Raw genomic sequence first — 14,937 nt, forward strand, 5'->3', positions numbered from 1 at the left:
GTGTCAAACATGGTTAAATCAAATCAAAAACTGTCAGATGAATTAGATGATCATCTAGATCAAATGGAATATTTGAAGGCAGATAGCCAGTATTTGAGAGGAACCATCGAACAAGGGTTAGCTAATCCTATTACTGGTGCGATTTCTCAAGATGATGCGAAGTTATTAAAGTTTCATGGTAGTTATATGCAAGATGATAGAGATCTAAGAGATGAACGACGTAAGCAGAAATTAGAACCTGCTTATAGTTTTATGATTCGTGTTCGTGTTCCAGGTGGCAAAGCTACGCCAGAACAATGGATTGCCATGGATGATATTTCCAATCAATATGCTAACCACACCATCAAATTGACAACGCGTCAAGCATTCCAATTTCATGGTATTTTAAAACGAAATTTAAAACAATCTATGAAAGATATTAATCAATCTGTACTCGATTCGATTGCGGCCTGTGGTGACGTTAACCGAAATACAATGTGTAATCCCAATCCATATCAATCTAAAGTACATGCTGAAGTAAATGATTATGCTACAGCTATTAGCAATCATTTACTTCCTAGTACAGGTGCATATCATGAAATATGGTTAGACGGTGAGAAAGTATTAGATTTAAGTGAAGAATCAGAACCCATTTATGGAAGTACCTATTTACCTCGAAAGTTTAAAATTGGTATTGCAGTACCCCCGTCTAATGATATTGATGTTTACTCCCAAGACATTGGTTTGATTGCCATTATTGAGCAAGGTGAATTAATAGGCTTTAACATTACTATCGGTGGTGGTATGGGTATGACGCATGGTAATAAAGAGACATACCCTCAGTTAGGTCGATTAATTGGTTTCATTCCTAAAGACCAAGCGGTTGATGTATGTGAAAAACTATTAACGATTCAACGAGATTATGGTAATAGAGAAAATCGAAAAAATGCACGTTTTAAATATACTGTTGATCGTTTAGGTGAAGCCTGGGTGACTGAAGAACTAAATCGACGCTTAGGTTGGGAGATTGAGCCTGCAAAAGATTATGAGTTTGACCATAATGGCGATCGTCTTGGATGGATAGAGGGTGAGAATAATTGGAACTATACGCTATTTATTCAAAACGGACGTGTAAAAGATACTGAAGATTATCAACTTAAAACAGCACTTCGTGAAATTGCAGAGACACATACTGGAGATTTCAGATTGTCACCTAATCAAAATTTGGTCATTGCTAACATTTCTCCAGAAAAGAAAAACGACATACAACAAATTATAGATAAATATCAACTTACAGATGGTACTTATTATACTGGATTAAGACGTAATTCAATGGCTTGTGTAGCATTTCCTACATGTGGTCTTGCTATGGCAGAATCAGAACGTTATTTACCTTCACTCATTTCTAAAATTGAAAATTTACTTGATGAAGCGGGTGTTCAAGAAGAAGACATTACGATTCGAATGACAGGCTGTCCAAACGGTTGTGCTCGACCAGCTTTAGCAGAAATTGCATTTATCGGTAAAGCACCAGGAAAATACAATATGTATTTAGGCGGTGGATTTAAAGGGGAAAGACTCAATAAATTATATAAAGAAAATATTGATGAAAACGAAATTTTACAAACGTTAAGACCATTACTCATTCAGTATGGAAAAGAAAAATTACCGAATGAACATTTTGGTGATTTTGTGATACGCACTGGTGTGGTGTCAAAAGTTAACGATGGAAGAGATTTCCATAGTTAAAAGATAAAAAGGCGTTAGGGGTTGAGTTTCTATGGGCAAAGTTTATTTAGTAGGTGCAGGACCAGGAGATCCTGAATTATTAACGATCAAAGGACTTAGAGCAATTAAAGAAGCAGATGTTATTTTGTATGACAGACTAATTAATAAAGACATATTAGATTATGCTAAGCCAAACACCAAGTTTTTCTATTGTGGAAAGGACCCATATAGACATTCGTTACCTCAAGAAGAAACGAATCGTATGATGATTCAGTTAGCCAAAAAAGGACATACAGTTACACGGTTAAAAGGCGGCGATCCATTTGTATTTGGTCGTGGTGGAGAAGAAGCGGAGCAATTGGCGACTTATCATATTTCTTTTGAAATTGTCCCAGGTATTACATCAGGGATAGCTGCACCAGCATACGCAGGCATCCCAGTAACACATCGAGATTATAGCTCATCTGTGGCGTTTATCACTGCTGTTAATAGACCGGGAATGGATAAGGAAGAATATTGGCAACATTTAGCGCATGGTCCTGAAACCTTATGTATTTATATGGGCGTCAAACGATTACCGGAGATTTGTGAGTTACTAGTTAAATTTGGAAAGGATCCACAAACGCCAGTCGCACTTGTACATATGGGTACATCCACATCACAACATACAGTGACTGGCACATTGCAAGATATCACAAATAAGGCGAGTAACATTACTAATCCAGCGATGATTGTAGTTGGAGATGTAGTGAATATGAGAGACAAAATCAGTTGGTTTAAAGAGCAAATCTTTAAAGAAGATGTCAATTTGGCTAAGTAAGATACACTTAATTTTTAGAATATTAAAATAATTATTTAAATAGGAAAGGTGACGAGCGCATGCAAATGCCAATCATGATTAATTTATCACAAATGAATGTTGTGGTTATTGGAGGTGGTCGAATAGCGACACGACGTGTGGAATTGCTACTTGAGTATGCCAAACAGATTCACATAGTAAGCCCTCAAATAACGGAACATTTAAATGAGCTTATCCAACAACAACAGGTAACATGGCATCAAAAGGAATTTGAAGCCTCAGATGTTGAAAATGCAGATTTAGTCATCGCTGCTACTAATGACGACCTAGTGAATGACGAGGTTAAACAACATCTAGGGTCTCGCACATTATTTAATCATGTAGGTAATGCAAAAGAGGGTAATATCACATTTCCTAATCAACTTAGAAGAGGCAAGCTCACTTTAAGTGTATCAACAGATGGCGCAAGTCCTAAACTAGCTAAGCAAATCATACAAAATTTGGCACAAACTTATGATGAATCTTATGAAGACTACATTGACTTTTTATATGAATCTAGACAACTTATTAAAGAAAAGGCACTCACATCATCTGAAAAGCAAAGCTTACTTCAAGATATTTTAACTGAAAAATATAAACATCCCAACGCACAGCAGTCTTTTATAAACTGGTTGAAAACACTGGATTCATCCAGATAGGGGGCAAGATCATATATGCGGAAATTACTTGTTTTTGCGTTAGCAGGATTTTTAGCACAATTAGTAGATGGATCACTTGGAATGGGATTTGGTGCGTCATCATCCTCTATTCTATTAACATTTGGTGTGGCACCTGCGATTGTCTCAGCTACAGTTCATTTTTCAGAAATAGCGACTACCGCAGCATCAGGAACCTCACATTGGAAGTTTGAAAATGTCCATTATCCAACGATGTTGAAATTAGCTATTCCAGGTGCAATTAGTGCATTTCTAGGTGCAGCAGTATTAACAAGAATTAATGCTAATGCAATTAAACCACTGATTGCTTTATTTCTATTGTCGATGGGCGTTTATATATTATATCAATTTATATTTAAGCATACGAACGAGGAACATCATTATTCAGGCCAATTTGGCCGAATTAGAATGGTGTTACAAGGTGCTATCGCAGGCTTTTTAGATGCTATAGGTGGAGGCGGATGGGGACCTGTCAATACACCGTTACTTTTATCTAGTAAAAAGATGGAACCACGTTATGTGATTGGTACAGTCTCAGCAAGCGAGTTTTTCGTCACACTGTCAGCATCTTTAAGTTTTATCGTCTTCTTAGGTATGACGCATATCAATTGGTTGGCAGTGATAGCGCTGAGTGTAGGTGGACTGATTGCAGCACCTATTTCCGCATATCTAGTTAAAATCTTACCGATTAATATTTTAGCAATATGTGTTGGAGGATTAATTACTTTCACTAATAGTAATGCATTACTTAGTTACTTTGTTGAGGACGAGGTGTTATCTAACATTGTGAGAGTCATCATTATCGTAGTTGTGTTAAGTCTACTTGTTATCCAGGTCATTAGAAATAGAATACTGAGTTTTTCTTACAATAAAAGCCGAGTAAACAAATATAATTAATTGGAAAAGGAGATTTAAATATGTCAGAGCATAAAACGTATACAAATGATACTATTCGCCCACATGGTGGAACATTGGTCAATCGTATTGTAAAAGGTACAGAAAGAGAACAACTGATTGAAAATGCGAAGTCTTTACATTCAATTATATTAAATCAATGGAGCTTATCGGATCTAGAATTAATAGGCATTGGTGGGTTCAGTCCATTAACTGGTTTTATGAATCAAGCTGATTATGAAAGTGTCGTAGAACATGTTCATCTAAAAAATGGTCATGTTTGGAGTGTGCCAATTACATTGCCAGTAAGTCAAACAGAGGCTAACAATTTAGAGATTGGCGAACAGGTAGCACTATATGGAGAAGATGGTACATTGTATGGTGTGTTAGATTTAGAAGAAAAATATACTTATGATAAAGAAAAGGAAGCACAACATGTTTATGGTACAACAGATAATGCACATCCAGGGGTAAAAAAGGTTTACGAAAAAGGTGAGTATTACTTAGCGGGGCCAATACAATTAATTAATCGTCCACAACATGATGCATTTGTAGATTACCATCTTGACCCATTAGAAACGAGACAGCTATTTAATGAATTGAATTGGAAGACTGTTGTAGGATTTCAAACTAGAAACCCAGTTCATCGTGCCCATGAATATATTCAGAAATCAACATTAGAAATTGTAGATGGATTACTATTAAATCCATTAGTAGGTGAAACTAAATCTGATGATATTCCAGCAGAGGTAAGAATGGAAAGTTATCAAGCCATACTTAAAAACTATTTCCCAGAAAATCGAGCGCGTTTAGTCATTTATCCAGCTGCGATGAGGTATGCAGGTCCAAGAGAAGCCATTTTACATGCGCTAGTAAGACAAAACTATGGTTGCACACACTTTATTGTTGGTAGAGACCATGCAGGTGTTGGTGACTATTATGGCACTTATGAAGCACAGGAATTTATTTCTCAATTTGAAAATGAATTAGATATACAAATTTTAAAATTTGAGCATGCCTTTTACTGTGAAGCATGTGGCAATATGGCTACAGCTAAAACTTGTCCACACGATGCTTCGAATCATTTACATTTAAGTGGTACGAAAGTGAGAGAGAAATTACGCAACGGAGAATCATTACCAAAAAAATTTTCAAGACCAGAAGTGGCAAATGTGCTAATCAAAGGATTAAAAGAGAAATGACAAAGGGTGATGTTAAATGAGTGAAACAAAACATATTACATGGCACGAATCTGAAGTCACAAAAGCACAACGACAAACGCGTAATGGTCATCAAAGTGTATTAATTTGGTTTACTGGTTTATCAGGATCAGGTAAATCTACGGTATCGGTTGCTTTAGAAAAGGCATTATTTGAAGATGGCAAACAAACGTATTGTTTAGATGGAGATAATGTCAGACACGGTTTAAATAAAAATTTGGGATTTTCTCCTGAAGATAGAAAAGAGAATATTCGACGCATCGGTGAATTAGGTAAGCTAATGGTAGATTCAGGTGCAATTACAGTTACAGCTTTTATATCACCGTACAAACAAGATAGGCATAATGTTAGACAATTATTTGAGGAACAAGAATTTATCGAAGTTTATACACAATGTAGTATTGAGACTTGTGAGCAACGTGATCCTAAAGGCTTATATAAGAAGGCACGTACAGGTGAAATACCTGAATTTACAGGTATTAGTGCACCATATGAATCACCTGAAAATCCAGAGATTATCATTGATACTGAAGATAATAGTGTCGAGGCTTCAGTTAACCAAATATTAAACTATTTGAAAGAACATCGTTATATTTAAAAATACGAGGTAAAGCGTGTATTGAAACTGATTCAATTTTCATACACGCTTTATTTTTTATGGAATAAGATAGTTATCAATATGAATCGAAAATTAAATTAATGTTTGAACATCTACTGATTGTGAAATAATAAATAAGAAATAAGTAATTATACACATAAAATGAAGGTGATAACATGAGTGTCTTTTTTAAAGAGGATAAAATTCAAATATTGTCAGATATGATTGAGATCAATACTGAAAATGATAATGAACTTGAAGTATGTAAATATCTTAAATCATTATTGAGCAAATATGACATAGATTCAAAAATTCTAGAAGTGGATGATAATCGTGCTAATTTAATAGCTGAAATTGGTGATGGGTCGCCGAAGCTTGGTATCTCAGGGCATATGGATGTTGTTGATGCTGGGGATCATAATGAATGGAAGCATGATCCATTTAAATTAACAGAAGAAGATGGTAAATTGTACGGTCGAGGTACGACTGATATGAAGGGCGGTTTAGCAGCATTAGTTATTGCTATGATTGAAATTAAAGCGTCAGGTCATCTACAACAAGGTTCAATTAGATTAATGGCTACTACAGCAGAAGAAAGAGAAATGTCAGGGGCAGAGAAACTTAAAGAACAAGGCTATGTTGATGATTTAGATGGTTTAATTATTGCCGAACCGTCAGATGGCTTCGTATTTTACGCCTCAAAAGGGTCCATGGGATTAAAAGTAACATCTAAAGGCGTGCCCGCACATAGCTCATTACCATCACTGGGACATAATGCGATTAATACCCTCATTGAATTTATTCAAAAAATTAAAGAAAAGTATTATGATGATATCAAGAAAAACGAAGGAACACATGCACTTGATGTTCACCCATTTATAGATGAATTTTTTGGAGACCAAGTTGACGATAAGACGGAAGAAAAAGTTGAAGACGTAGCAGCAGGACTGGTTATTGTTAATTCGATTATACGAGGTGGAGAACAATTTAATACAGTTCCTGAAGAAGCCTATGCTGAATTTAATGTGAGAACTGTACCTGAATATGATAATCGAGCCATTGAAAAATTATTTAAAGATACGATAGAAGAGGTTGATAGTGACAGACTTTCTTTAGAAGTGACTGTCGATCATCAAACCGTATATTCTCAAAAAGATAACACGTTAGTACAAAGCTTTTTAGATTATAATAATGAATTTAAAGTATCTGGTTTAGTTGGGGCGACTGATGCAGCAGAATTATTAGTAGATAAAGATGAAGACTTTGATTTAGCTATTATTGGCCCAGGTCATATGACTATGGCACACAAAACAGATGAATATGTTTATAAATCAAGATATTTAGACTATACAGATATGTATCAACAAGTAATGTTGAATTATTTAAACAAAAGCAAATAAAGGAAAGTGAGATGAACTAAGATTATTGTGGGAATGAAATGCAATAATCTTAGTTTTTTTATGCTAAAAATTGTCAGATAAATTACATACGTAGTAATAATTAATATGAACAAAATGATTAAGTTGCATAGCTACCCTTTTGAAACCCATTACAATGATAACCCAACAATTTTACAAAAAATGTTGAATTATTATGATTCATTTACAAAATCTTAACATTGCCCACAAAATCTTGTTTGTTTGTTAGAGTGTGTCTTGTCGTTATTTAACGAAGAAAAAACTTATATGTTTATAGAAAATTGAAGGTAGCCACGAGATAGTAAACAAAAAAAGCTTTATCATTCTTAGGAGGATATTTAAAATGAAAAAAATCGCTACAGCTACAATTGCAACAGCAGGTTTCGCAACATTTGGTTTAATGCAACATGATGCAGATGCAGCAGAAAACAATAACGGATATAATCCTAATGACCCTTATTCATATGAATACACATATACGATTGATCAACAAGGTAACTACCACTATGATTGGAAAGGTAATTGGAGTCCTAGCCAACAACAAGGCAATAACAATAGTTATTCATATGGTAACCAAGCTACTCAAAACTACAATTCAAATAACGCTACAAACAATAATCAAAATACACAATCTTACACAACTGACAATACCAATAATCAAGGTGGCGGATTAGGTGCTGATTATTCAACATCAGATAAAAACATCAAAGTGACTACACAAAATGCGCCATCTTCAAATAACTCAACTGCATTTTCTGGACAATCAGGTTCTGGTTCAAATGCGTATACTGCTGGTCAATGTACTTATTATGTATATGACAAAGTTGGCGGTAAAATTGGTTCTAATTGGGGTAACGCAAGTAACTGGGCAAACGCAGCAGCACAAGATGGTTATAATGTAAGTAATTCACCTAAACAAGGTGCAATTATGCAAACATCACAAGGTGCATTTGGTCACGTTGCCTATGTTGAAAATGTAAATAGTGATGGTTCAATCAAAGTTTCAGAAATGAACTATAATGGTGGACCAGGTAACGTTTCAACTCGTACAATTTCAGCTAGCCAAGCTGGTTCATACAACTACATTTCATAATGATATATGTTTAAATGCGAACTCGAAATAATATTTAATATTATTTCGAGTTCTTTTTTTGTTTTGGATTAAATTTTTAATGTGTATGACATATTTGTCATGCTATTAAATTCGTGCATCCATGGGGTTTTATTATTATTTGACATACTTCAATTTTCAAAACAATGATTTCAAAAATTGAATGATTATTTTTATAGTTGTTCATGAATTAGTAATAAACTTATGACAGTTTAGTTAAGTCATCGATTATACATTGTAATACTATATGTTGTGTTTTAAATTTTAAATAAACACTATATATATATAGAAAAGAGTGGTAAGATGAATCAACTAGAACAATCATTGACTGGATTGATTGAGAAGGATCCAACTATCGTAAATGAGAATGCTAATAAAGATAGCAATACCTTTTCGACTATGCGTGATTTAACGGCAGGTATTGTTTCAAAATCATATGCTTTAAATTATTTATTGCCTAAACATATTGCTGAGGCGCATCAAAATGGTGACATTCACTTTCATGATTTAGATTATCATCCATTCCAACCATTAACAAATTGTTGCTTAATTGATGCAAAAAGTATGTTGAAAAATGGCTTTGAAATAGGTAATGCCAATGTAACCTCCCCAAAATCTATTCAGACAGCGTCAGCACAACTTGTGCAAATCATTGCTAATGTCTCTAGTAGTCAATACGGCGGATGTACAGTGGATCGTGTAGATGAATTGTTGAGTGAGTATGCACAACATAATGAACGACATCATCGTGAAGTAGCACAGGCCTATGTTAAAGCTGAGCAGCTAGAAACATATGTAGAGCAACAAGTTACTAAAGATATTAATGACGCCATTGAAAGTTTGGAGTATGAGATTAATACATTATATACCTCGAATGGTCAAACACCATTTGTTACATTAGGCTTTGGTTTAGGAACAGATACATTAAGCCGTAAAATACAACAGGCGATATTGAACACGAGAATTAAAGGGTTAGGTAAAGATCGTGTCACTGCCATTTTCCCTAAATTAGTATTTTCAATTAAAGATGGTATTAATTTGAAAAAAGATGATCCTAATTATGACATCAAACAACTTGCGTTAGAATGTTCAACAAAACGTATGTATCCTGATATATTAAATTACGACAAAATCGTTGAACTATTAGGCGATTTTAAAGCGCCGATGGGATGTCGATCTTTTTTACCAAGTTGGCGTAATGAACAAGGTGAAAATAATGGCCGTTGCAATTTAGGTGTTGTCACTCTCAATTTACCAAGAATCGCGCTTGAATCACAAGGTGACATGACAACGTTTTGGAAAAATTTTTATCACAAAATGACGTTGATGCACGATGCTTTAGTATATAGAATAGAGCGATTAAAAGAAGCGACAGTTAATAATGCACCTATCTTATATAAAAGCGGTGCGTTTAAATATAAACTCGATGATCATGAAGACGTAATGGCGCTATTTAAGAATAAAAGAGCTACGATTTCCATGGGATACATCGGATTATATGAAACTGCTACAGTCTTTTATGGTCCTAATTGGGAACATAATGATGAAGCCAAAGCATTTACAATTGAAATATTAAAAGAAATGCAACGTCTTCAAAAGCAATGGACAAAACAATATGACATTTGGTTCAGTATATACAGTACACCTAGTGAGTCACTGACTGATCGCTTTTGCCGTTTAGATCAAGAACGATTTGGAGATATTCCAGATATTACAAGTAAAGGTTATTATCAAAATTCATTTAATTATGATGTAAGAAAAGATATTACGCCATTTGAAAAATTAGATTTTGAAAAAGATTATCCCTATTATGCGAGTGGTGGCTTTATCCATTATTGTGAGTATCCTAAATTAAATCATAATATTAAAGCACTAGAAGCGGTATGGGATTATGCTTATGATAAGGTAGGATATTTAGGTACTAATATTCCAATAGATCACTGTTATGAATGTGGATTTGATGGAGATTTTAAATCAACACCACAAGGCTATCAATGTCCTGAATGTGGTAATGATAACCCTGAAACGGTCGATGTTGTTAAACGGACATGCGGTTATTTAGGTAATCCAGTACAACGACCTGTGATTGAAGGACGTCATAAAGAAATGTGTGCTCGTGTGAAACATATGAAGGAATCTTAATCATGACATCTATATTAGGAATAGAACATGGACAGGGATATATAGCCAAAATTGAAACACATAGCTTTGTAGACGGTGAGGGTGTACGGTGTAGTGTGTATGTTTCGGGATGTCCATTCCAATGTCTAGATTGCTATAACAAAGCGGCACAACATTTTAAATATGGTGAACCATTTACAGAAAAAATATTACAAGAGATTCTCTCATATTGTGAACCGGGTTATATTAGTGGCTTAAGTATTTTAGGAGGCGAACCCTTTTGTAATTTAGATGTGACATTGAGACTCGTGCAAGCATTTCGACAAAGATTTGGACAGACCAAAACAATATGGATTTGGACTGGGTTTCAATATGAATATCTTTCACAAGATAAGGGGCTACGTTTTGAATTATTAGAATATGTAGATGTGTTAGTTGATGGCATGTTTATCACTCAGTTATATCGTCCTAATCTACCTTACAAAGGTTCTTTAAATCAAAGAGTGATTGATGTCAATACATCATTACAACGACACCAATTGTGTGAATACATTTACAGTGGTCCATCGACGAGTCACAGTTTTTAATCATGTTATAAATCGATATAAAAGAGAAATGTAATTATAAGAGTAAAGATTCAATATAGAGAAGGTGAGACAGTATGTGGTTATTAATAGGTAAATGGATGATTGCCATTGGTCTTATCGTAGGTTCCATTATTGAAGAAACGATTTATAAAAAACGTCGACAAGCACGTAAAACACAACAATAATAAGACAATGAATCATATGGGCAATAACTACAATGTGTAGTGTTGCTCATATATTTTTTTGATGTAAATCTAATTTATAATTGTTAACAATTTTTGACGATGTTGAAATACTAGATATATCAGTCTTAAAGACTCGTTTTGATTGATGAAATAATACTTTTGATTTTGTAATCAAATATGAAAATATATACTTATCACATGTTTAAGTGATAAAATATCAATGTTACTAAAAATTAACATCATAAGAGAGTTAGGAGTTCCTAAATTGCTACTGTTTATAATAGAAATTATGATTATGATTTTAGCGGTGTTACTAGGTTTAAGAACAGCCGGAGCACTTGGTTGTGGCATATTTGCCATTGTAGCGCAACTGATTATGATTTTTGGCTTTCAATTACCACCTGGTTCGGCACCTGTCACAGCTGTGTTAATTATTCTTTCAATAGGTATTGCAGGTGGCACGTTGCAAGCTACTGGCGGTATAGACTACCTTGTATATATTGCATCTAAAATCATCGAGAGATTCCCAAAATCAATTATTTTTATTGCACCAATGATTGTGTTTGTCTTTGTCTTTGGTATTGGTACTGCCAATATTGCTTTATCATTAGAACCTATTATTGCTAAGACAGCTCAAAAAGCAAACATACAACCTAAAAAAGCACTTACTGCATCAGTACTCACTGCGAATTTAGCACTTTTATGTAGTCCAGCTGCATCAGCAACAGCTTATATTATTTCTGTATTAGCTGGTTACGATATTTCTATGGGTAAATATTTAAGTATCGTATTACCAACTGCGATTTTGAGTATGCTTTTATTAAGCGTATTCTGCACATTTGTTGGCAAAAATGATTCAATATCATCACAAAAGTTAGTTGAACTGCCAGAAGAGACTTTACCTAGTGAATTTTCTAAAAATGTGAAATTCGGTGTATTAGCATTCTTGATATGTGTGTTAGGTATATTAACATTTGGGATATTCCCTCATTTAATGCCATCTTTTAATGTAAATGGTAAAACGGTCAATGTTGAAATGACAGATATTGTACAATTCTTTATGTATTTAAGTGCCGCAATTAATCTATTATTATCAAAAATTAATACGTCAGATATTCTAACATCACATATTTCTCAATCAGCATTTGGCGCATTGTTTGCAGTATTAGGTCCTGGTTGGTTAGGCGCTACTATATTTAACGCACCTAATAATTTGAAAATATTAAAAAATGATATTGGCCAAGCCATTAGCAGTGTACCTTGGCTAGTCATCATTCTCGTATCAGTAGTAGCGATGATCGTGATTTCTCAAACAGCGACTGCATCCATTATGGTGCCAATTGTAATGAGTCTAGGTATTCCACCTATTTATTTTGTCGCCATGGTTCAAACACTTAACGTTAACTTTGTGATCCCAGCACAACCCACTTTATTATTTGCAGTTGAATTGGACGAAACAGGCAGAACAAGACCTACAAGTTTTATTATTCCAGGATTCTTTGTCATTATCGTATCAGTTGTGATTGGTTTTACATTGAAATTATTATTAGGATACTAACCATTGATGATTTAAACTATCTTTCACGAATTAAGTGAGAGATAGTTTTTTTGTTGTAATAAAGCCCATTTATTAAAAGAAACTGAAATAAATAAAAATTCTATTTGAATGCATAAAAATTCATAGTTTTAATGAAGTTAAGTTTGTTCAATTCGTTAAATCTAAATTTAACACTGTTGTCACAACAATTGATTGTGAAAGAATAATCGTCAGAAATTATATAATTATTCAATATTGGGATTGTATTTCTTTGTATGTAATTTGCATTATTATTAAATGTTCGTTATTGTCAATTTTGTGAATCAATTATATTTGAACGTGGAACTTAAGAACATCAAGATTCATAAATCATTTAGTATTAGGGGGATCACGATTGAGAAAAGAAAAAGTTATGGACTGGACGACCTTTATAGGTGTAGTCATAGTGTTACTTTTAGCTGTTATACCTATGATGGTTTTCCCGAAAGCAAGTGAGACAATTATTACAGATATCAATAGTGCAATTTCTAACTCGATTGGTTCTGTTTATTTATTCTTAGGATTAGTTATTTTTTGTTTCGTTTTATACATAGCATTTGGTAAATACGGTAATGTTACTCTAGGTAGAGCGAGTGACAAGCCGGAATTTAACACATTTACTTGGGCAGCCATGTTATTCTGTGCAGGTATTGGTTCAGATATTCTATATTGGGGTATAATTGAGTGGGCATTCTATTATCAAGTGCCACCTAATGGCGCTAAAAGTATGTCCGATGAAGCACTACAGTATGCGACGCAATACGGAATGTTCCACTGGGGTCCGATTGCATGGGCGATTTATGTATTGCCAGCATTACCAATTGGTTATTTAGTGTTCGTTAAAAAACAACCTATATATAAAATTAGCCAAGCGTGTAGACCTATATTAAAAGGACAAACAGATAAGTTTGTAGGTAAACTTGTTGATATCTTATTTATCTTCGGATTATTAGGCGGTGCAGCGACCTCACTTGCCTTAGGTGTACCTTTAATATCAGCAGGTATTGAAAGACTTACTGGTCTGAATGGCGAGAATATGATAATGCGTTCAATTATTTTATTAACTATCACAGTTATATTTGCCATTAGTTCATATACAGGATTGAAAAAAGGGATTCAAAAGCTGAGTGACGTCAATGTATGGTTATCATTTATCTTATTAGCCTTTGTCTTCATTATTGGACCAACTGTATTTATTATGGAAACTACAGTGACTGGTTTAGGGAACATGATGCGAGATTTCTTCCATATGGCCACTTGGGTTGAGCCATTTGGTGGTATCGGTCATCGTAAAGAGACACATTTCCCTCAAGATTGGACGATATTCTATTGGTCATGGTGGCTAGTGTATGCACCATTTATTGGTTTATTTATTGCTCGAATTTCAAAAGGTAGAACTCTAAAAGAAGTCGTTCTTGGTACAATGATATATGGTACATTAGGTTGTGCATTATTCTTTGGTATATTTGGTAACTATGCCGTTTATTTACAAATTTCTGGTCAATTTAATGTGGTTGATTTCTTAAATCATCACAGTACAGAAGCGACTATCATTGAGGTAATGCATCATTTACCATTCCCAACTATAACAATTGTCTTATTCTTAATTTCAGCATTCTTATTCTTAGCGACAACATTTGATTCTGGTTCTTATATTTTAGCAGCTGCTTCTCAAAAGAAAGTGATTGGGGAGCCATTAAGAGCGAACAGATTATTCTGGGCATTTGCGTTATGTTTATTGCCATTCTCACTAATGTTAGTGGGTGGGGAACGTGCACTAGATGTACTTAAGACTGCATCGATACTTGCGAGTGTACCATTAATCGTCATATTTATATTTATGATGGTCTCATTCTTGATTACTTTAGGACGAGATCGAATCAAATTAGAAACACGTGCTGAGAAATTAAAAGAGGTTGAAAGACGTTCACTACGAATTGTTCAAGTGAAAGAAGAAGAACAAGACGATAATTTATAACATATTAAAAAGGCTAAAGGATTGATA

At 34.2% G+C, this 14,937-nt stretch carries 12 protein-coding genes; all 12 read left to right on the forward strand.

Annotation, left to right across the window (positions count from 1 at the left end; genetic code table 11):
- Positions 1 to 9: 9 nt before the first annotated feature.
- The 12 genes from AC2D8K_RS02825 (at position 10) to AC2D8K_RS02880 (ending at position 14,910) form a co-directional block, all read left to right on the forward strand.
- Positions 10 to 1,728, forward strand: a complete 1,719-nt coding sequence (locus AC2D8K_RS02825; protein WP_124228114.1) for an NADPH-dependent assimilatory sulfite reductase hemoprotein subunit — start codon at positions 10 to 12, stop codon at positions 1,726 to 1,728.
- Between the two features lie 31 nt (positions 1,729 to 1,759).
- Positions 1,760 to 2,527: a uroporphyrinogen-III C-methyltransferase gene (gene cobA / locus AC2D8K_RS02830; protein WP_124228115.1), complete on the forward strand. Its 768-nt coding sequence runs from the start codon at positions 1,760 to 1,762 to the stop codon at positions 2,525 to 2,527.
- A 59-nt stretch (positions 2,528 to 2,586) separates the two neighbouring features.
- The gene (locus AC2D8K_RS02835) at positions 2,587 to 3,204 is read left to right on the forward strand and encodes an NAD(P)-binding protein (RefSeq protein WP_124228116.1); all 618 of its coding nucleotides are present in this window, start codon (positions 2,587 to 2,589) and stop codon (positions 3,202 to 3,204) included.
- A gap of 15 nt (positions 3,205 to 3,219) precedes the next feature.
- A complete protein-coding gene (locus AC2D8K_RS02840) occupies positions 3,220 to 4,119 on the forward strand; it encodes a sulfite exporter TauE/SafE family protein (RefSeq protein ID WP_484697971.1) in 900 nt (299 codons plus the stop codon).
- A gap of 20 nt (positions 4,120 to 4,139) precedes the next feature.
- Entirely contained in the window at positions 4,140 to 5,318 is a 1,179-nt protein-coding gene (gene sat / locus AC2D8K_RS02845; protein WP_124228118.1) for a sulfate adenylyltransferase, read from the forward strand.
- A gap of 16 nt (positions 5,319 to 5,334) precedes the next feature.
- Complete coding sequence (gene cysC, locus AC2D8K_RS02850) at positions 5,335 to 5,934, forward strand: adenylyl-sulfate kinase (protein ID WP_484697973.1); 600 nt, start codon at positions 5,335 to 5,337, stop codon at positions 5,932 to 5,934.
- Between the two features lie 176 nt (positions 5,935 to 6,110).
- Positions 6,111 to 7,334: an ArgE/DapE family deacylase gene (locus tag AC2D8K_RS02855; RefSeq protein ID WP_124228120.1), complete on the forward strand. Its 1,224-nt coding sequence runs from the start codon at positions 6,111 to 6,113 to the stop codon at positions 7,332 to 7,334.
- A 361-nt stretch (positions 7,335 to 7,695) separates the two neighbouring features.
- A complete protein-coding gene (locus AC2D8K_RS02860; protein ID WP_002452077.1) occupies positions 7,696 to 8,445 on the forward strand; it encodes a CHAP domain-containing protein in 750 nt (249 codons plus the stop codon).
- A gap of 321 nt (positions 8,446 to 8,766) precedes the next feature.
- Positions 8,767 to 10,605, forward strand: a complete 1,839-nt coding sequence (gene nrdD / locus AC2D8K_RS02865; protein ID WP_484697976.1) for an anaerobic ribonucleoside-triphosphate reductase — start codon at positions 8,767 to 8,769, stop codon at positions 10,603 to 10,605.
- Between the two features lie 2 nt (positions 10,606 to 10,607).
- The gene (nrdG, locus tag AC2D8K_RS02870; protein ID WP_107546609.1) at positions 10,608 to 11,171 is read left to right on the forward strand and encodes an anaerobic ribonucleoside-triphosphate reductase activating protein; all 564 of its coding nucleotides are present in this window, start codon (positions 10,608 to 10,610) and stop codon (positions 11,169 to 11,171) included.
- 450 nt (positions 11,172 to 11,621) lie between these two features.
- A complete protein-coding gene (locus AC2D8K_RS02875) occupies positions 11,622 to 12,914 on the forward strand; it encodes an anaerobic C4-dicarboxylate transporter family protein (RefSeq protein WP_185291340.1) in 1,293 nt (430 codons plus the stop codon).
- A 373-nt stretch (positions 12,915 to 13,287) separates the two neighbouring features.
- On the forward strand, positions 13,288 to 14,910 hold the full coding sequence (locus AC2D8K_RS02880) for a BCCT family transporter (protein WP_124228122.1): 1,623 nt from the start codon (positions 13,288 to 13,290) through the stop codon (positions 14,908 to 14,910).
- The last annotated feature ends 27 nt before the right edge of the window (positions 14,911 to 14,937 follow it).

This window comes from Staphylococcus sp. 510 (assembly GCF_057219715.1).

Excerpts from the sequence above, each read along its gene's own strand:
- AC2D8K_RS02825 (WP_124228114.1), top strand. The coding sequence starts at position 10 with ATGGTTAAATCAAATCAAAAACTGTCAGATGAATTAGATGATCATCTA.
- cobA (WP_124228115.1), top strand. The coding sequence starts at position 1,760 with ATGGGCAAAGTTTATTTAGTAGGTGCAGGACCAGGAGATCCTGAATTA.
- AC2D8K_RS02835 (WP_124228116.1), top strand. The coding sequence starts at position 2,587 with ATGCAAATGCCAATCATGATTAATTTATCACAAATGAATGTTGTGGTT.
- AC2D8K_RS02840 (WP_484697971.1), top strand. The coding sequence starts at position 3,220 with ATGCGGAAATTACTTGTTTTTGCGTTAGCAGGATTTTTAGCACAATTA.
- sat (WP_124228118.1), top strand. The coding sequence starts at position 4,140 with ATGTCAGAGCATAAAACGTATACAAATGATACTATTCGCCCACATGGT.
- cysC (WP_484697973.1), top strand. The coding sequence starts at position 5,335 with ATGAGTGAAACAAAACATATTACATGGCACGAATCTGAAGTCACAAAA.
- AC2D8K_RS02855 (WP_124228120.1), top strand. The coding sequence starts at position 6,111 with ATGAGTGTCTTTTTTAAAGAGGATAAAATTCAAATATTGTCAGATATG.
- AC2D8K_RS02860 (WP_002452077.1), top strand. The coding sequence starts at position 7,696 with ATGAAAAAAATCGCTACAGCTACAATTGCAACAGCAGGTTTCGCAACA.
- nrdD (WP_484697976.1), top strand. The coding sequence starts at position 8,767 with ATGAATCAACTAGAACAATCATTGACTGGATTGATTGAGAAGGATCCA.
- nrdG (WP_107546609.1), top strand. The coding sequence starts at position 10,608 with ATGACATCTATATTAGGAATAGAACATGGACAGGGATATATAGCCAAA.